Origin of the sequence: Streptomyces sp. NRRL S-1022, assembly GCF_000720135.1 — a bacterium.
In the GTDB taxonomy this organism is placed as follows: Bacteria; Actinomycetota; Actinomycetes; order Streptomycetales; family Streptomycetaceae; genus Streptomyces.
Genome location: NZ_JOIU01000004.1, coordinates 234,938 through 253,501 on the forward strand (window position 1 = coordinate 234,938; position 18,564 = coordinate 253,501).

General features: G+C 75.2%; 15 protein-coding genes and 1 pseudogene. 10 read left to right on the plus strand and 6 right to left on the minus strand.

Annotated features, from left to right (window positions below; genetic code table 11):
* Positions 1-2: 2 nt before the first annotated feature.
* On the minus strand, positions 3-1,781 hold the full coding sequence (locus IG05_RS0105830; protein WP_030339787.1) for a sigma-70 family RNA polymerase sigma factor: 1,779 nt from the start codon (positions 1,779-1,781) through the stop codon (positions 3-5).
* Between the two features lie 139 nt (positions 1,782-1,920).
* Positions 1,921-2,340 carry a winged helix-turn-helix transcriptional regulator gene (locus IG05_RS0105835; protein WP_030339788.1) on the minus strand — a complete coding sequence of 140 codons (420 nt, stop codon included), beginning with the start codon at positions 2,338-2,340 and terminating at the stop codon, positions 1,921-1,923.
* Positions 2,341-2,437: 97 nt separating this feature from the next.
* Here IG05_RS0105835 and IG05_RS0105840 point away from each other — a divergent pair, with 97 nt between their 5' ends.
* On the plus strand, positions 2,438-3,298 hold the full coding sequence (locus IG05_RS0105840) for an alpha/beta fold hydrolase (protein ID WP_051789528.1): 861 nt from the start codon (positions 2,438-2,440) through the stop codon (positions 3,296-3,298).
* A gap of 25 nt (positions 3,299-3,323) precedes the next feature.
* Here the strand turns inward: IG05_RS0105840 and IG05_RS0105845 are convergent, their stop codons facing one another.
* A complete protein-coding gene (locus tag IG05_RS0105845; RefSeq protein ID WP_030339790.1) occupies positions 3,324-3,995 on the minus strand; it encodes a DUF4232 domain-containing protein in 672 nt (223 codons plus the stop codon).
* Between the two features lie 273 nt (positions 3,996-4,268).
* On the opposite strand from IG05_RS0105845, the gene IG05_RS0105855 reads away from it, so the two are divergent.
* Positions 4,269-5,342 (plus strand): NAD(+)/NADH kinase, encoded by a 1,074-nt coding sequence (locus tag IG05_RS0105855; protein WP_030339791.1) that lies wholly within the window; start codon positions 4,269-4,271, stop codon positions 5,340-5,342.
* A 116-nt stretch (positions 5,343-5,458) separates the two neighbouring features.
* Positions 5,459-5,959, plus strand: a complete 501-nt coding sequence (locus tag IG05_RS0105860; protein WP_030339792.1) for a peptidylprolyl isomerase — start codon at positions 5,459-5,461, stop codon at positions 5,957-5,959.
* Positions 5,960-6,047: 88 nt separating this feature from the next.
* Here IG05_RS0105860 and IG05_RS0105865 read toward each other — a convergent pair whose 3' ends face one another.
* On the minus strand, positions 6,048-6,827 hold the full coding sequence (locus IG05_RS0105865; RefSeq protein ID WP_030339793.1) for a thioesterase II family protein: 780 nt from the start codon (positions 6,825-6,827) through the stop codon (positions 6,048-6,050).
* 194 nt (positions 6,828-7,021) lie between these two features.
* Between IG05_RS0105865 and IG05_RS0105870 the strand changes: the two genes are divergently transcribed.
* The 6 genes and pseudogenes from IG05_RS0105870 to IG05_RS44670 all read left to right on the plus strand — a co-directional run.
* Positions 7,022-7,669, plus strand: coding sequence for a helix-turn-helix transcriptional regulator (locus IG05_RS0105870; RefSeq protein ID WP_030339794.1), 648 nt, complete (start codon positions 7,022-7,024; stop codon positions 7,667-7,669).
* Between the two features lie 14 nt (positions 7,670-7,683).
* Positions 7,684-8,853, plus strand: a complete 1,170-nt coding sequence (locus tag IG05_RS0105875) for an alanine racemase (RefSeq protein WP_030339795.1) — start codon at positions 7,684-7,686, stop codon at positions 8,851-8,853.
* Between the two features lie 47 nt (positions 8,854-8,900).
* The gene (locus tag IG05_RS0105880) at positions 8,901-9,884 is read left to right on the plus strand and encodes a threo-3-hydroxy-L-aspartate ammonia-lyase (RefSeq protein WP_030339796.1); all 984 of its coding nucleotides are present in this window, start codon (positions 8,901-8,903) and stop codon (positions 9,882-9,884) included.
* Between the two features lie 446 nt (positions 9,885-10,330).
* A complete protein-coding gene (locus tag IG05_RS0105885) occupies positions 10,331-11,230 on the plus strand; it encodes a hypothetical protein (RefSeq protein ID WP_030339797.1) in 900 nt (299 codons plus the stop codon).
* A gap of 101 nt (positions 11,231-11,331) precedes the next feature.
* Positions 11,332-11,493: a sigma-70 factor domain-containing protein gene (locus IG05_RS49050; RefSeq protein ID WP_420707565.1), complete on the plus strand. Its 162-nt coding sequence runs from the start codon at positions 11,332-11,334 to the stop codon at positions 11,491-11,493.
* A pseudogene (locus tag IG05_RS44670) lies at positions 11,439-11,573 on the plus strand (sigma factor-like helix-turn-helix DNA-binding protein); the annotation flags it as partial. The gene IG05_RS49050 and the pseudogene IG05_RS44670, both read left to right, overlap by 55 nt.
* A gap of 167 nt (positions 11,574-11,740) precedes the next feature.
* Here IG05_RS44670 and IG05_RS0105895 read toward each other — a convergent pair.
* On the minus strand, positions 11,741-13,813 hold the full coding sequence (locus tag IG05_RS0105895; protein ID WP_030339798.1) for a SpoIIE family protein phosphatase: 2,073 nt from the start codon (positions 13,811-13,813) through the stop codon (positions 11,741-11,743).
* A gap of 143 nt (positions 13,814-13,956) precedes the next feature.
* Positions 13,957-14,454 (minus strand): ATP-binding protein, encoded by a 498-nt coding sequence (locus IG05_RS0105900; RefSeq protein WP_030339800.1) that lies wholly within the window; start codon positions 14,452-14,454, stop codon positions 13,957-13,959.
* A 142-nt stretch (positions 14,455-14,596) separates the two neighbouring features.
* On the opposite strand from IG05_RS0105900, the gene IG05_RS0105905 reads away from it, so the two are divergent.
* The gene (locus tag IG05_RS0105905; RefSeq protein WP_158838795.1) at positions 14,597-18,559 is read left to right on the plus strand and encodes a CHAT domain-containing protein; all 3,963 of its coding nucleotides are present in this window, start codon (positions 14,597-14,599) and stop codon (positions 18,557-18,559) included.
* Positions 18,560-18,564 lie beyond the last annotated feature (5 nt).

Sequence of the window (18,564 nt, forward strand, 5' to 3'; positions counted from 1 at the left end):
GCTCACAGCCTGGTGCCGAAGTCCTGGGTCCACCACGGGCCGCCGGAGCCGTCGTGGACGCCCACGCCGAGGTTCTTGAACGAGCAGTTGAGGATGTTCGCGCGGTGGCCCGGGCTGTTCATCCAGGAGTCCATCACCGACTGCGGCGTCTGCTGGCCCCTCGCGATGTTCTCGCCGTACGTGGACCAGCGGTAGCCGGCCGCGGTGATGCGCTCGCCGGGGCCCGCGCCGTCCGGGTTGGTGTGGTCGAAGAAGTTGCGCGCGGCCATGTCGTCGGAGTGGCCCTGGGCGGCCCTGTCGAGTTGCGGGTCCTCGGTGACCGGGCCGCAACCGGCGGTCGCCCGCTCCTTGTTCACCAGCGCGACCACCTGTGCCACGGTGCCAGCGGGCGCCGGCTGGGCCTGCGGGGCCCGGGAGGCGGCCGGGGTCGTCGGGGCGGCCGGCGCGGCCTTCGGCGTGCTGCTGCTCCGCGTGGGCCGGGGGCTCTTGGCGGGGCGCGGCTTCCTGGTGTGCGAGGGGGACGGCGACGCGGACGGCGAGGGCGACGCCGAGGTCGCGACGGCGCTGGGCTGCGCGAGGTCCACGGCGGGAGCGCCGGCGGTCCGCGCGGCGGTCGCCTGCCTGGTCTGCGGCTCTCCGGAGTCGGTGCCGAAGTACCAGAGGCCGCCGCCCGCCACACAGGCCGCCACGACGGCACCGCCGACGGCCCGGCGCCGTACCCGCCGCCGTCGCCGCGCCTCACCGCGGCCGGCCGTACGACGGCGGGATGCGCCGCGGAGCCCGACCGGTTCGCCGGTGCCACCGCCGGCGGCGCCGTGGTCCACGGCGGCCTCCTGACCGGCGACGGCGGCGCCCTGGTCCGTCGCGGGGTCACCCTGCCCCGGTCCGAAGGCGCCGGCCGGTCCGCCGGTGCCGGCGTCCGCGGTCAGACCGGCGGCTCCGGCGTGGGCCGGCACGGATGCGGCGGAGCCGGTCGCGGTCATGCCGGTCACGGCGGACCGGGTCGTCGTGAGCAGCGCCGACGACACCGCGACCAGGGCCAGCCCGGCCAGCAGCCCCTCGGCGGGCAGCAGACCGCTCCACAGGCCGCCGCAGCGCGCGCACTCACGGGCGTGCCGGGCTATTCGCTTGCGCCACAGGGCGGAGGGCAGGCCGTCCCAGGCGGCCAGCACCCCGTGCAGTTCCGGGCAGGCGGGCCGGGTGTCGAGCGCCCGTACCACCACCCGGGCCGCCTCAAGCCGCGCCTTCATCCGCTGCACCCGCACCGCGGTGTGCTGCGGCGTCACCCCGAGGGCCGCGGCGACCTCGGCCCGGGTCAGCTCACCGGCGCACTCCAGCCACCACAGCGACAGCACCTCGCGGTCGTCCGGCTCCAGCCAGCGGGTGGCGCGCGCGGTCTCCTGGCGCTGGCCGGACAGCTGGAGGCGGACGATGGTCAGGTCCACGAAGTCGGCGCCGGGATCGGCGACGTCGGCGGTCTCCTCCACGGCGTCCGGGGCGAGCTGCCGGTCCTGCCAGTGGGCCCGGACCCGGTTCATGGCGATGGCCACGAGCCAGGAGCGGAAGCTCTCCGGGCTGCGCAGGTCACCGAGCGAGCCGAGGGCCCGGAGCATGGTCTCCTGGACCACGTCGTCGACGTCGACGGAGCCGTTCAGGGCGCGGCCCACGATGTTGTACACCAGCGGCAGATAGGCGCTGACCAGGGCGTCCTGGGCCGCCGGGTCCCCCGCTCGGGCGGCGGTCACCAGCGCCGCCGTGTCCACCGTGTGCTGTGTCCTCATCAGAACTTCCCTGTCCTCGACGCCGAACGATGCTGTCCGTTACCTGGGAGACCGCCGGGTGCGGTGCCGATAACAGTTCCTCGGAAAATCGTTCGACGGGAGACTCACAGCAACGGGGCGGGGGCCGCAAGGAAGAAGGTCACACCCCGGCGGATCCCGGCCGGTCCTGCTGACCGTCGCTCAGCTCGTTGGCGCGGTCCACCTCGGCCATGTGCTCCTCGGCCCAGTCCCGGACGGCGGCCAGGACGGCGTCGAGCGACAGGCCGAGCGGCGTCAGCCGGTAGTGGACACCGGGCGGTACGGACGGCTCCACCCGGCGGGCCACCAGTCCGTCCCGGACGAGGCTGCGCAGGGTCACGGACAGCATCTTCTGGGAGACGCCGGGCATCCGGCGCAGCAGCTCGGCGAAGCGCACCTCGTCCGGGGCCGCCTGCGCGAGCACCTTCACCGCCATCGACGTCCACTTCGTGCCGATCCGGTCGAGCAGCCGGCGCGTCGGACACGCGGGGTCGAACAGGTCGCCGCGCACGGCGGGGGCGTCCTTGGCCTGGGAGGTCACCTGAGGCTCACCAACTCACGGGAAAGTGCGGTCTGGTGACGCCGAGACTAGTTACCTAACGTTCCCTTGTCACCATCGGTTACTCATGGGAGCGTTCATGACCGTCCTCTCCGTCCCGGGCGTGCGGCTGCGCCGGGTCACCGTCAACGGCGTCGGGCTCAACGTCGCCACGGCCGGCCGGGGGCCGGCCGTCCTGCTGCTGCACGGCTTCCCGCACACCTGGCGGCTGTGGACCGACGTCATCGGCCCGCTGGCCCGCCGCCACCGGGTGATCGCACCGGACCTGCGGGGCTTCGGCGCCAGCGACCGGCCGGCCGGCGGGTACGACGCCGGGACGCTCGCCGCCGACGCCGAGGCCCTGCTGGAGGCGCTCGACGCCGGCCCGGCCGCCGTGGCCGGCATCGACCTCGGTGCCCCGCCCGCGTTCCTGCTGGCCATGCGGCGGCCCGGCCGGGTACGGCGGCTGGTGCTGATGGAGTCGCTGCTGGGCGACCTCCCGGGCGCCGGGGAGTTCCTGGCGGGCGGGCCGCCGTGGTGGTTCGGCTTCCATGCCGAACCCGGCCTCGCGGAGACCGTGCTCGTGGGACGTGAGGGGGCGTACGTCGACTGGTTCCTGGAGCGCGGCACCCTCGGCCGGGGCGTACGGCCGGACGTCCGGGCGGAGTTCGTCCGCGCCTACGCCGGGGGCGGGGCGCTGCGCGCCGCGTTCGGGCCGTACCGGGCCCTTGCGGTCACCGCCCGGCAGATCCGTGAGGCGGTGGCCGGCGCCCGCCTCACCGTGCCCGCGCTCACGATCGGCGCCCACCCGGCCGGCCGCGCGCTGGAACGCCAACTGCGACCCTACGCGGACCGGTTGACCGGCCGGGTGATCCCGGACTGCGGCCACATCGTCCCGCTCGACCGCCCGGAGGCGCTGCTGGAGCTGCTGGAGCCGTTCCTCGCCGGGGACCGGGACTGACCCCGGTCCCCGGCGCGCACAAGGGTCAGGCGGGCTTCACCGCCGACACCGCCGTCGCGGTGACCTTGTTGTCGCACTCGGCGAAAAGGCCGTCGTCCAGGGCGACCTGGTGCTTGCCCGCCCCCGGCAGGCCGACCACCAGCGTCGGGAACACGGACGGGGTCGCGCCGGAGACGCAGTACCCGTCCGCCTCGCCCTGCACCTGTACGAAGGTCAGCTTCAGCCACGCCTTGCCGTGCGGCGCGAGGCGCACGGTGGCCGCGGTGCCCTTGGGGGTCACCTTCAGCGGCACGGACCGCTGGGGCGAGCCGTTGCCCGCCCCGGCCACCGTCGGGTGGCCGCGCAGCACGCACGCCGCCGAGGAGACGTTGGTGAACTGGACGACCGCGGCCCCGGTGCCCGTGCCCCGGGGCCGGACGGCGGCCTGGTAGGCCGACGCCTCCAGCGCCTTCGCCGTGCAGGCCGGCGTGGAGCGGGAGGTGTCGTGGGCGGGCGCGGACCGGGCGGCCTCGGTGGACCCGGTGGCGTGGGCGGCCCGCGGAGTCGCCGCGGCCGCCACGGTCGCAGCGGGGGCCTTCGGGGTCGGGGCCGTGCGCGCCGCGGTGGCGCTCGCCGTCTGACAGACCGTCAGCGACAGGGTGGCGGCGACGGCGGCCAGGGCCGCGGCGGTGACGCGGCTGGTGTGTCGGTGGTGCATGAGGTCCCCCGGTTGTCGGTGGTGCGTGGTCAGGGCGACCGGCAGGGCGCCGGTGCCCAACGGGACAGAGCGGGCGCCGGGACCCCGGGTTCCCCGGTGCGGCCGCTGTGACACACCGGTGACAAAACCAGACCGGACGCGCACGGAAGGCCGCGCGGTGGCCGCCGGGCGGCGTGGCGCGCGCCGGGCCGGCGGGGTCCGCGGCGAGGATGGCGTCGTCCACGACGAGGACGACGCTCGGTACGGAGCCGACCGGGAGGCGGGTGTGCGGGTATGACGGTGAAGCGTGTCGGCCTGGTCGTGCACGGCGGGCGCCCCGAGGCGGTGGCCGCCGCCCGGACCGTGCGCGCGTGGTGCGCCGAGCACGCGGTGGGATGCCGGGACATCGACGTGTGGCAGGAGGGCGCCCGGCACAGCGCCCGCGAGGAGGTCGACAGCGCGGGCGACCCGGACCTCATCGTCACCCTGGGCGGCGACGGCACGTTCCTGCGCGGGGCCCGGCTGGCGGCCGAGAACGACGCCCTGGTCCTCGGCGTGGACCTCGGCCGGGTCGGCTTCCTCACGGAGGTGCCCGCCCCGCAGGTGCGGGCCGCGCTGGACGCCGTACGGGAGGAACGGATCGGCATCGAGCGGCGGATGCTGCTCACCCTGCGGGCGTCGTGCCGGCTGGAGGTGCCCGCCCACATGGAGGCGCTGCTGCGGTACGGCCGCGGGCCGATGCTGCCCCCGCCGCGGGTGCGCACGGATTGCGAGGCGGGCGGCGACTGGGGGGTCGCCCTGAACGTCACCGCGCTGAACGACGTGGTCGTGGAGAAGCTGGCCCGGGACCGGCAGGTGTCGGTCGGGGTCTACCTGGCGGGCCGGCTCCTGGCCTACTACTCGGCCGACGCGCTGCTGGTGGCCACGCCCACGGGGTCGACGGCGTACAGCTTCGCCGCGGGCGGTCCGGTGGTCTCGCCCCGTGCGGAGGCCCTGGTGTTCACCCCGGTCGCCCCGCACATGGTGTTCAACCGCGCGGTGGTGGCCGCACCGGACGAGCCCATCGCGCTGCGGGTGCTGGAACGGTCCGGGCAGGCCGTGGTCAGCATCGACGGGCAGCTGCGCGGGGTGCTGAGTCCCGGCGACTGGATCGGCGTGTACGCCGCGCCGCGCCGGCTCAAGGCGGTACGGCTCGGCCCGACGGACTTCTACGGCCGGCTGCGCGAGCGCATGCACCTCACCGACGCTCCGGCCGCGCTCGCCGACGGGGAGGCCCCGCCGCTGTGGCCGGTGACCACACCGCCGCCGGGCGACCTGGCCCACCTGGCCCTGCCCCCGGCGCCCGGAGACACTCCCCCGCTGCGGTGACGCACCCGGACGGCCGTTCGGGGCACGGGGCGCCGCGCCACGGTGCGTGTGCCGTGTGGTCGTATATTCCGTAGCCTAGGCGTGGGCAAGCCCCACCGGATATAAGGAGATATTTGATGTCGACCGTCGAGCTGAACACCAACTTCGGCCGGATCGTGCTGGAACTCAACGACGCCGAGGCGCCGAAGACCGTCGAGAACTTCCTGTCGTACGTGCGCAGCGGCCACTACGACGGCACGATTTTCCACCGGGTAATCAGCGGCTTCATGATCCAGGGTGGCGGTTTCACCCCGGACATGGCCCAGAAGCCCACCCAGGCGCCCATCCAGAACGAGGCCGACAACGGGCTGAAGAACAACAACTACACCGTGGCGATGGCGCGGACGAACGACCCGCACTCCGCGACGGCGCAGTTCTTCATCAACGTTTCGGACAACGCCTTCCTCAATTACTCGGCCAAGTCCCCGACCGGCTGGGGCTACGCCGTGTTCGGCAGGGTCACCGAGGGCCAGGACGTCGTCGACTCCATCAAGGGGGTCAAGACGGGCAGCCGGGGCGGCCACCAGGACGTCCCGACGGAGCCCGTGGTCATCGAGTCCGCCAAGGTGCTCGGCTGACGCACACCGCCGGGGCGGCACCGGTGCACCGGTGCCGCCCGTGCCGCGGGTCCGGCGGAGGCCGGCCGGCGGTCGGGTGGGCAGGGGATCAGGCCGCCGCTCCGGCGCCGGGTCCGAACCGCCGCAGCGTGGCCTCGATCCGGGACAGGACGGCCTGCTGCTGCGCCACCAGGTAGAAGTGGCCACCCGGGTACACGTGGAGTTCGAAGGGGCCGTCGGTCTCCTGGGACCAGGTGCGGGCCTCCTCGGGAGTCACCCGCGGGTCCTCGTCGCCCGTCAGCGCGACGAAGGGGAAGCCCAGGCGCGGCCCGGGGGTGCGCCGGTACGTCTCCACCGCGCGGTAGTCGGCGCGCAGCGCCGGCAGGATCATCTGCAGCAGCTCCTCGTCCTGCAGCACGGCCGCGTGCGTGCCGTCGAGCTTGACGACCTCCTCGATCAGCCGCGCGTCGTCGCCCAGGTGGACGCTCTCGTCCCGCTCGACGGACGGGCCCCGGCGGCCGGAGACGAAGAACACCGCGGGCGGGCGGCCGGCGTCCGCCAGCAGCCGGGCCAGCTCGAAGCCGACCATGGCGCCCATGCTGTGCCCGAACAGGGCGACGGGCGTGTCGTCCCGCTCGTCGAGGGCGCGGAACACGCCCCGCGCGAGTTCCCGGACGGAGTCCACCGGGGGTTCCGACAGGCGGTCCTGGCGGCCGGGGTACTGCACCGCGAGCACGTCCACCGCGGGCGACAGCGCCTTGGAGAAGGGGTGGTAGAAGCCCGCGGAGCCGCCGGCGTGCGGCAGGCAGAGCAGCCGCGGCGCACCCGGCGCCGGCTGATGGAAGCTGCGCAGCCACAGGCGGTGCTCTGCGCTGGACCGGTCGGCCATGTGTCCCCCTCGGTGGAACGTCCTGGACGCGTGCTGTGCGGAACAGTCTTGGTCACGAAGGTAGTTGACGGCGCGGGCCGGTTCCGCGCCGGTGTGCGTTCCGCCTGCCCTCTTGACCGTCGGTTGACGCTCTCCCACCCCACTACTTAGACTGCGAATCCAAAGATGGACTACATGTCTACGGAAGGGGTGGCGTGGGCGACGCCGGCGGGGACGGGGACGGCGCGGACGAGCACCTCGTCCGGGAGGCCGAGAAGATCGCCGTGGCGCTGGGCCGCATGTTTCCCGGCCTGTGCGAGGTGGTGCTGCACGACCTGCGGGACCCGGACCACGCCATCCGCGCGATCGAGAACAACCTGTCGGGCCGTCAGGTGGGCGACTCCGCCACCGAGTTGGGTCTGGCCCGCATCGCCGACCCGCAGTACCCCAGCGTCATCCAGAACTATCCCAACCGGTTCCCCGACGGCCGCCCGGCGAAGTCCACGTCCATCGGCATCAAGAACGCCGCCGGGGAGTACGTCGCGGCCCTGTGCCTGAACCTCGACGTGTCCGTCCTGTCCCCGGTGACCCTCGCCCTGTCCAACCTCGTCGCCACGGACGCCGAGCACCGCGACCAGCCGCTGGAGACCCTGCGGGACCGCAACGCGCGCGAGCTGCGCCAGGCGGTCGAGGCCCGCGCCGCCGAGCGCGCCGCCACCCCCCGCTCGCTCAGCCGGGAGGACAAGAAGGCGCTCGTACGGCAGTTGCAGCGCGACGGCTACTTCGACTCGCGCGACGCCGCGCAGACCATCGCGGACCTGCTCGGCGTGTCCCGGGCCACGGTCTACAACTACACGAAGTGAAGGGGCACTCGTCCATGTCCACCGCCGTCTCCCGCACCGTCCGGACGCTGGCCGACCCCGACACCCCGTTCGCCGTCGTCGACGTGCACCGGGTCCGCCGCAACACCGCCCGGCTGCGGGCGCGGGCGGACCGCCTCGGGGTCGAGCTGCGCCCGCACGTGAAGACGGCCAAGAGCCTCGACGCGGCCGCCCTCCTGCACGACGGCGGCCCGGGCCCCGTCACCGTCTCCACCCTCGCCGAGGCCGAGGCGTTCGCCGACGCCGGTCACCGCGACATCACCTACGCCGTCGGCATCGAACCGCACAAACTCCCCCGGGTGGTCGCCCTGGTGCGGCGCGGGGTCACTCTGCGCGTCCTGCTGGACAGCACCGAGCAGGCGGCGTTCGTCGCCTCGGCCGCCCGGGAGGCCGGTGTCGCCCTGCCCGCACTGGTCGAGATCGACTGCGACGGCCACCGCGGCGGTCTCAGGCCCGACGCCCCGGGGCTCGTCGGCATCGCCCGCGTCCTCCACGACGCGGGCTGCCTGGACGGCGTACTGACCCATGCGGGCGAGTCGTACTTCTGCCACACCGCCGGGGAACGCCGTGCGGCGGCGCGGGCCGAACGGGACGCCGCCGTCGCCGCCGCGGAGCGGCTCCGCGCGGCCGGCCTGCCCGTGACCACGGTCAGCGTGGGCTCCACCCCGACCGCCCACGCCGCCGACGACCTCACCGGGGTCACCGAACTCCGCGCCGGCAACCACGTGTTCTTCGACCTGGTGATGGCCGGCCTCGGCGTGTGCGACCTGACCGACCTGGCCCTGTCGGTCGTGGTCACCGTCATCGGACACCGCCCCGAGTACGGCTGGATCGTCACCGACGGCGGCTGGATGGCCATGTCCCGCGACCGCGGCACCGCCGCCCAGCCGCAGGACCAGGGCTACGGCCTGGTCACCGACCTCGACGGCACCCTGATCCCGGACCTGGTCATGACCGCCGCCAGCCAGGAACACGGCACCCTCACCGCCCGGAACGGCGCAGCCCTGCCCGAGCTGCCCATCGGCACCCGCCTGCGCGTCCTGCCCAACCACGCCTGCGCCACCGCCGCCCAGCACCACGGCTACCACGTCGTCGACGGCACCCGGGGCACGGCAGGGCCCGCGCCGGCCGTCGAGGCGTACTGGCCGCGCGTCACCGGCTGGTGACCCCCTCCCGCCCCATTCCCCCTGCCGAGGACACAGCGAGGACTCCCATGGCCGCCGCCCCCCTGCCCGTCTCGTTCGCCGACGTCCGCGAGGCCGCCGCCCGCCTCGACGGCATCGCCCACCGCACCCCGGTCCTCACCTCCCGCACCCTGAACTCCCTGGTCGGAGCGGAGGTGTTCATCAAGGCCGAGAACTTCCAGCGGATCGGGGCCTTCAAGTTCCGCGGCGCCTACAACGCCGCCGCCCAGCTTCCCCCGGACCAGCTGGCGAAGGGCATCGCGGCCTACTCCTCCGGCAACCACGCCCAGGCCACCGCCCTCGCCGCCCGCGAACTGGGCACCACCGCCGTCATCCTGATGCCCGAGGACGCCCCGCGCTCCAAGCGGGAGGCGACCGCCGGGTACGGGGCGGAGATCGTCACCTACGACCGCTACACCCAGGACCGTACCGCGCTCGGCCACGCCCTGGCCGAGGACCGCGGCCTGGCGCTGATCCCGCCCTACGACCATCCTCACGTCATCGCCGGCCAGGGCACCGCGGCGCTGGAACTCCTGGAGGAGACCGGCCCGTTGGACGCCCTCCTGGTGCCCGTGGGAGGCGGCGGGCTCATCGCCGGCAGCGCCACCGCCGCGACGGCGCTGCATCCCGGGATCCGCGTCATCGGGGTCGAACCGGAAGCCGGCGACGACACCAGGCGGTCCCTGGAGGCCGGGGCGCGCGTCACCGTCCCGGTCCCCCGCACCATCGCCGACGGCCAGGCCCTGCCCACGCCCGGCGAGATCACCTTCCCCGTCAACCAGCGCCTGGTGGACTCGATCGCCCTCGTCAGCGACGACGAGATCGTCACCGCGATGCGTTTCGCCTTCGAACGGCTGAAGATCGTCCTGGAGCCCAGCGGGGCCACGTCCCTGGCCGCCCTGCTGGCCGGACGCGTCGCCGGCCCACCGCGACGGATCGGCATCATCGCCTCCGGCGGCAACATCGACGTGGCCCGCTTCACCTCCCTCACCCAGCGCCCGGACCAAGGGTGACGCGGGTGTAGTACCCGGTACGGCCAAACCCCACCGGTCGGGGGTGCCGTCCGTGTGCTCCGGGGTGCCGGGGTCGGGCCGTGCCCCGGGCCGGGTGGGGCGGTCCGGGGGTGCGGCGGAGTCGCGGACCTGGCGCGCTGTGTGCGACGCCGATGGCAGCGGAGCCGCGGGACCCGAGCCGGTCCTGGCTCCGCGCCGCCCCGGTGCCTCCGCTGTCCTCACCCGGACGGTGGAACCGCCTGAAGTGCTCCCCGGGCCCGTGCCGGCACGGAGAAGGCCGGGCGCCGGCAGCCTTCCCGCCCGGGGGCGGCCCCGCTCCCGACGAGTGATCTTGGCGCGGATCTCGCAGGATGACCGAAGGTGCCCGGCCGCGGGAGTACGGCCGGCCGGGCAGCCGTACTCCCGCGCGGCTTAACGCCGCCCGAACCCCGCAGGAGCACCCCCTCATGGCGATGACGCAGGCCTTGATCCCGGCACTTGAGGATGCCCACCATGCCCATGCCGCAGCGCGCGACCGGCTGCGGGCGGATGCGGAGGCCGCTCCGCCCGGCCCCCACCGGCAGCTGCTGCAACGCCAGGCCGACGACATGCAGGACCGGCTTCACAGCATCGAGCTCCACCTCAGCGGTCTGCGGCCCCGCGGTCTGCTCGGCGGCGTGACCGACATGGCGCGTTTCGCCGCCCGCACCACGGTGAGGACGGCCACGCTCCCGCTGACCCTGGGGCAGAAGGCCGTGACGGGCGTGATGCGCGGCCGGGGCACGGTCGACGAGCGGCAGCTGCTGAGGAACACCGAGGACGAGTACGCCGCCGCGGCCCGGGCCCTCGCCACCAGCCAGGCCGGCGAGGTCCTCGCCGACCAGGCCCAGGACCGCGTCACGCTCGACCTGTTCCTGGAGATGCGCGACCACGACCGGGAGCTGCTGGACCAGCTGGAGGACAGCCTCGCCCGGCAGGCCCGGGCCGTGGCCTCCGCCGGGGACGGCTTCCGCGTGGAACAGACGGCGAACGGCGGCCTCGCCCACCGGGCCGCCCGCCCGCTGCTGGCCGTCGCCGACCTGCTGCGCCACGCGGCACACCCCGGGCAGCGCCCCGGGCCGCCCGAGGAGCCGGCGGGAGAGAGGACCGAGGTGACCGCCGCGGCCGAGCAGGTCCAGGGAGCGGTGAGCAGCGAGGAGAGCCTGCCCATCGTCGGCTTCAGCCAGTTGAGCGTGGAGGAGATCGAGCAGCGCCTGCCCCTGCTGTCCGAGTCCGACCTGCAAGTCCTCCAGGGGTACGAGCGCACGCACGCCCAGCGCAAGGGCGTCCTGGAGGCCATCGAACGCCTGAGCTCCCACCCGTACTGACCGACAGGTGCGAGCCGAAGCGATCGGCAGCAGATCGACAGGAATCGGAGGGCCGCCGCCCGCGCAGCCGGGTCCCGGACACCGGCGAGCACCCTGACCTCCTGGGCCGGTATCAGGCCCAGATCGCCGCGACCCCGCTGCTCACCGCCGAGGAAGAGGTGGCGCCGGCCCGGCGCATCGAGGCCGGGGTGCACGCCGCCGGGGGCGGCTGCACGACGGGCAGAGCCGCACCTTGCAGCAGGTGGCCGAGCAGGTGGGGCTGACCCGGGAACACGTCCGCCGGCTGGAGCGGGAATCGTTCAGCCGGCTCCGGGCGCCCGACACCGGTGAGCGTCCGCTGTAGTGGGCCGGCTGACCCGCGGGCGGTGACCGGCGGGCACGCCCCGGCCCGGTCGCCCGCGCCCGTCGCGTGCGCCGGGGCGGGCGGGCGAGCGCGGTCCGTGCCGGGTGTCGTACGCCCCGGCCCGCGTCCGGTGGCCCGCGTCGGGTCTCGTCTCGGGTGCTCCCCCGTCAGGGCTCGGCGCGGGCCACGAGCAGGGCCACGTCGTCGTCGCCCCCGGGTGGCCGGAGCGTTTCCAGGACCCGGTCGCACGTCTCCCTCAGATCCTGGTCGGCCGTCGCGGTCAGGGCCCGCAGGAGCGTGCCGAGGCGGGCGTCGATCGGGTCGCTGCGGGTCTCGACCAGGCCATCGGTGTAGAGAGCGAGCTGATCACCGGGGCGGAAGGGGAAGACCGTCGTCTCGAACGCCGTCCCGCCGACCCCCAGAGGCACACCGGACGGCAGGTCGAGCAGCTCCGCGGGCCGGCCCGACCGCAGCAGGGCCGGGGGCAGGTGGCCGGCGAGACTGATGCGGCACTCGCCGCGCTCGGGGTCGTACCGGCAGTAGGCGCAGGTGGCGATGGTGTGCTCGACGTCCTCGGTCAGGCGGTCGAGGTGCCGGAGCACCTCCGCCGGGTCCAGGTCGAGCTCGGCGAACGCGCGGGTGGCGCTGCGCAGCTGCCCCATGCTGGCGGCGGCGTTGATACCGCTGCCCATCACGTCCCCGACGACCAGCGCGGTCTTGTCGCCGGGCAGGCGCATGGCGTCGAACCAGTCACCGCCGATCTCGCTGACGGCTCCGGCCGGCAGATAGCGGCAGGCGATCGTCAGGCCGGGCAGGCGGGACGGCAGCTGCGGCAGCAGCCGGCGCTGGAGGGTGAGGGCGGTGTTGCGCGCGCTCTGGTACCAGCGGGCGTTGTCGATGCAGGTCGCGGCCCGGCCGGCCAGCTCGCAGGCGAGGAGCGTGTCGTCCTCGTCGAAGGGGGCGGGCGTGCCGGTGCGCAGGAGGCAGAGGGCCCCCAGGACCTCGCCGCGGGCCAGCAGCGGCACCGCGAGGTAGGAGTGCGCCCCCGCCCGTTGCAGCCGGGAGGCGGCCTCGTCGGTGCGGGCGATGCGCCGCAGGTCCCCGCCGGTGGTCTCGGCCACCATGACCGGCCGACGGGTGCGCACGCACCGGGTGAGCAGCCGGTCGCTCTCGTAGCGGGCCAGTTCTCCGGGCGGGTCGGCGACGACGTCGGCCTCGTCGGCCCGGTCCGCGGCGACGGCGACGGTGCGGAAGCGGGCCGGGCCGGCGGCCGACGGGATGCGTCCGCGCAGGAGGCTCTCCAGAACGTGGACGGAGGCGACGTCGGCCAGGTCCGGTACGACGACACGGGCCAGCTCGTGCGCCGTCTTCGACACGTCGAGGGTCGTGCCGATGGAGGCGGAGGCTGAGGCGATCATGGCCAGCCGGTTGCGAGCCTGTGTCGCCGCGATGGCGGCCTCGTGGCGCTCCGTGATGTCGATGACGGACGTGGCCACTCCGAGCACCCGGCCGGCGGCGTCCTCCAGCCGGTGGTACGACACCGACCAGGCGTGGTCGCGCTGCGGATCGGAGGCGGGACGGCCGACGATGTACCGGTCGGTCACCGGCTCCCCGGTCTCCAGGACCCGGCGCAGCCGGCCCTCGATGGCCTCGCCGTCCAGGAAGGACAGGACGTCGCTGACCCGCCGGCCGCGATGGTCGGCGGCGGACATGCCGTGGATCCGTTCCAGCGCCGGGTTGACGTTCAGGTAGCGCAGGTCGGTGTCCAGGATGGCCAGGCCGATCGGGGACTGGGTGACCAGGCGTGCCGACAAGGCGACGCCCCGCTCGACCTGGGCCAGCATCGCCTGGTCCACGGCCAGCCCCAGGGCGTAGGTGTCGCCGAGGTCGTCGAGCAGACGCATGTTGCGGAACTCGACCAGCCGGGTGCTGCCGTTCTTGTGCCGGACCGGGAAGGCCCCGGCCCAGTCGGTGCCGGACTCCATGACCTCGGCGAACAGCGCGATCACTTCGTCCCGGTGCTCCTCGTGGACCAGCAGCTGCGCCGCGAACCGGCCCAGCGCCTCCTCGGCGCTGTAGCCGAACAGGTCGACCGCCTGGGGGCTCCAGAACACCACGCGTCCGCCCGTGTCCAGCACCACCGCGGCCACGCTCAGCAGATCGAGCAGGCCGGTGGGCGACGTGCCGGCACCTGCCAGGGGCCGGCCCCGGCCGGGTCGCGAGGTGTCCGTGCTGCCCATGCCCCGTGCTCCTCTCCCACTCGGTGGGAGCGCGCGCCGCGTCGCGCCTGGCTGCCTGTCTGCTTCCTACCTCCTACATAGTCACCGCGTTCGGGCGGACGTGCCTCGCGGCGACCGGCACGAGCGGGGCGGGGGGCCGCCCGTCACGGCGCCGGAGCCCGGCCGGCCGCGTCGCCTGCGGAGCCGTCCGCCGGCACTCCGTCCGCCAGCACCACCGAGGCGGTCGTCCGCTCGCCCAGCGGCTCCCGGTGCACCTCGAAGCCCTGGCACACGGCCGTCACGATCTCCAGGCCGTGCTGCCCCACCCGGCCCGGATCGGCGGCCCGGGCCACCGGGAGCTCCGGCGCGCTGTCCCGGACGGTGATCCGGACGCTGCCGCCGGAGAGCTCCAGGTCGACCAGGCACGGCCCCGGCGCGTGCTTGCAGGCGTTCGTCACCAGCTCGCTGACCACCAGCTGGACCACGTCCATCGCCCGGTCCGACACCGGCCGGCCGTGATCGGCCCAGGCCCGTGTCAGGAAGTCACGGGCCAGGTCACGGGCCTCGACGATGTCGGCGGGACTGCCGGGGTACGCGCCCGACGCCGTGACGGGCCCGGCCCGGTCGGACCGCGGCTGCCCGCTCCGGGGACCTTCGTCCATGGCCACCGCCCTCTGCCTGAGCGCGTGATCCTTACCCCGCATGTACCCGGAAACCTTCGCGGTCGCGATGGGAACGCGTGGGCGAGCGGGCCGGGTTGCGGTCGTGGGCCCGCTTGGTGGTGGACCGGCCCCCTCGCCGGGCATGATGCGGGGACGAGGCGGGCGCACGGCGGGGGAGCCGATGGGCGGCGGGGTACGGCGGGACGAGGACGGCGCCGGGGCGGCGGAGCGGCAGCGGGAGCTGGCCGGCGTCCTCGACGACGTCGGCCGGCTGTGGCGCGCCGGCACGGAGGAGGAGCTCACCGAGGCGTCGGGCCCGGTGATCGACCGGCTGGGCCGCGTCGAGGCCGCGCTGGCGGAGCACGGGGAGGACTTCTCCCTCGCCTTCGTCGTCCTGGGTCTCGTGCTCGGCGTGCGCTGCAACAGCAGGAGGGAGCACGCGCCGTCCGAGTCCGACGCCGCGGACCGGGCGGAGGCGCTGCGGCGTCTGCGGTGGACGGACCGCCGTGCGCCGGCGGACGACCGGCTGGCCGTGCAGGCCCGCATGATCCTGGTCTTCCTGCTCACGCCCTGGGCCGTGCCCCGCGCCGACGGCACCACCACCGTCCTGCGGGACGCGCTGCTCACGGCGGGCAAGAAGGAAGGGGTGCTGACCGAGTCGCTGCGCCGGGACCTCGAAGAGGCCAAGGAGGTCGTCGGCCGTATCGCCGCGGCCCCGCTCGACGCGGAGCTGCGGCGGCAGACCGCGAACGTCGGACAGGTCATCGAGCGGATGCTGGCCCCCGGCGTGGACCTGGCGGATCCGCCGGCCGGTACGGAGGCGACGGCCGCCGGGGCGGAGGCGACGGACGCGGGGGCCACGGACACGAGGGCCACGGACGCCGCCGGGGCCGCGCGGGACGGCGACGGCCCCGACGACGCCGGCAACCCCGACGACGCCGACGGCCCTCCCGACCCCGACGACCCCGAGGAGGCGCTGCTCGACGCCGTCCGCGGCCTGGTGGACCTGGCCGGCGCCCGCAGCACGGCGCAGTTCACCCGCATCCTGGTCTGGCTGCGCGCAGCGCTGGAGCCCCGGGCCCGCGGCCCTCAACCCCCGGTGCTGGAGCAGGATCCGCAGGCCGTGGCACTGCTGCGCCGGGCCGCCGCCGGCAGCGCGGCCGGGACCGACGGCGTACGCCGCGCCGCCGACCTGGTGCTGCGGGCGCTCCACGCGCTCCCGCCGGACGCACCGGAACGGGGCCGGGTCGCCAGGCTCCACGCCCACCTGCTGGTCGTGCTAGAACTCCTGGCGGACGGATCGGCCGACTTCAGCCTGGCGGAGCGGCCGGCGCCGGACCCGGCCGACGACAGCCGCGACCGTCTGGACGACTGGCCGCTCGGCCTCACCCTGGAGCCCGGACTGGCCGCCTTTCTCAACGGTGCCCTGCGGGACTTCGCCCTCACGCTCGGTGTGTACGAGCGGCACCATGCGGCCCACGTCGAACGGCTGCTGGCCTACCGGACCGGTGACACCGGCTACTTGGACGACGCGGCGGCCCTGCTCAAGGAGGCGATCGACGGCAGCCCGCCGGATTCCTGGTGGGTCGTGACGCTGCGGGTGGACCTGGCCGAGGTCCTGGAGCAGGTCGCGCTGCACGGCGGCAGCTTCCAGGACGCGGACAGCTCCCTGGCCGCCCTGCGGGAGCTGGGCGCGCGGCTGCGCCGCGACGGCTCGCTGCCGCTCGACGCCCCGTTCACCCTGGAGTTGCTCCTGTCCACGGCGGACCTCGAACTGAGCCATGCGAAACGCACCGGTGACCACGGGGCGCTGCCGCCGCTGATCGAGGAGCTGCGCGCCCGGCACACCGCGCTGCCCGCGGACAGCACCTGGCGCGGCAAGCTGGCGCGGCGACTGGAGGAGCTGGAGCAGCTGGGCGGGGACGGGCGGCAGGCCTCCCGCGGCGCGGTGCCCGAGCCGCTGGACGTCGCCGCCGAGCTGGCGGACCTCGGGCGCGCGGTCGAGCAGGCGCGGCGTGAACAGCAGGCCCCGGCGGCGTACCGGCAGCAGGAGTACGACCGGTGTGCCGCGCTCGGCCTGCGGCTGTTCCTCTCCGTCAAACGCGGCCTGAACCATCCGGTGCTGCTGGACGGCGCCATCTCCCAACTGACCCGCGCCCGCACGCTCCTTGCGGAGGGCAGGGGCGAACACCGCCGGGTGGACGTCCTGACGAAGCTGGCGGAAGCCCACATGATGCGCGCCGCCACCCGGACGGGGCCGCACGCCCGCGCGGACGAACAGGCGTTCCTGGAGGTCAGCCGTGAGGCGCTGGACGAGCTGGCCGCGGACGTCCTGCTCCAGACGGGCGCCGACCACGGTCTGTCCGCCGCCTTGAACGGTGACCTGCTGGCGGAGCGGCTGGCGTGGGCCGCCCTCATCCTGCGGCGGCCGGCCGACGCGGTGGCCGATCTGGAGAAGGGGCGTGGCCTGGTGCACCAGGCCGCCGTCGCGTCGCGTGGCATCCCCCGGCTCCTCGACGCGGCAGGCCACCCCGAGCTGGCCCGACGATGGCGGGCACACGTCCGCACCGGCCCACCGCGCCTGGATCCCGATGCCATCCCGCTCCATCCGGCCGGCATCCCGCGGACCCCCGATGCACCGCTCCGACCGGCCGGCAGCCTGCCGCCCACCGGATCGCCGACCCGCCCAGCCGGCGGTCCGCCGATTCCCAGTGCCCTGCGGCGGGAGGCGCTCGCCGCGCTGGGTGTCCGTGCCCGGCCGGGGCAGGGGCGGGGCGTCCGGCAGATGGCCGGTACGGCGGACGTGGCCGCGCTCACCGAGGGCCTGGCCGCCTCGGGCACCGACGCGTTGGTCTATCTGGTGCCCGGCACGCCCCTGCCCCACGGGTCGTTCCCCGGGCACGCGCTGATCCTGCGTCCCGGCGCCGCACCCGCCATGCTGCCGCTGCCGGAACTGATCCGGCCGGGCAGCGAACCGCTGGAGCGGTACCTCGACGCCGCGGCGCGGCGTTCCCGGGCGCTCGCCGATCCGCACCTGCACGTGAGCTGGAAGTCCGCCTACGACGGGCACTGGCAGGTGACGCTGCGTGAGCTGTGCGACTGGGCCTGGCCCGCGGTGATGGGGCCCGTGCTCTCGGCGGTGCGCCCATCGCCGTCCGCGCGGCGGCCGTCGGCCCGGCCGCCGCGGATCGTGCTGGTGCCCTGCGGCCTGCTCGGCGTCGTACCGTGGCACGCCGCCCGGACCGGCAGCGCCGGCGGGCAGGGCCACCGGTACGCCTGCGAGGAAGCCGTCATCAGCTACGCCCCTTCCGGCGCAGGGTTCCTCGCCGCGGCCGGCCGGCGCCGTATGTCCCCCGCCGACGGGCGGCAGGTGCTCGTCGCGGACCCCGAACTGACCCTCCCCTGGGCCGAGGTGGAGGCGGAGGCGCTGCGGGCTGCGTGCTACCCCGGGGCGCTGCGCTACGGCGAGTTCCTCGGCACGGACGAGGCACCGGACGCCGCGGGCACACCGGCGGAGCTGCTCGCGGTGCTGCCCGGCGGCACGGCACCGGCGTCCGTGGTGCACCTGGCCTGTCACGCCCGGGCCGCGCCGCGGCCCACGGACTCCGCGCTGCGGCTGGCCGGCGCTCCGGGCGCGGACCGGGACACCGGCCGGCTCACCGTGGCCGGCATCCTGGATGCCGCCGCCGACGTCCCGCCGGACAGCGCCGGTCCGCTGGTGGTGCTGAGCGCCTGCGAGACCGACCTGAGCACCCGCGACCACGACGAGGCGCTGACCCTCGCGACCGCGCTGGTCACGAGCGGAGCCGCGGACGTCGTGGGGTCGCGGTGGGCGGTCCGGGACGGTCCGACCGCCGTGATGATGGCCGTCTTCCACCACCACCTCACGGCCGGCGGGCTGGCTCCGCCGGACGCCCTGCGCGCCGCGCAGTCGTGGATGCTGGACCCGCACCGCAGTCTCCCGTTCCCGCTGGACGACCCGCTCCGGGACGAGGCGGCCCGCTGCGACCTGCACCACGTCCACCACTGGGCCGCCTTCACCCACCAGGGCAATCCGGCGCCCGCGGTCCACGGGACGGGTCCCGGACAGCAGCGCCACGGGTGAACGCA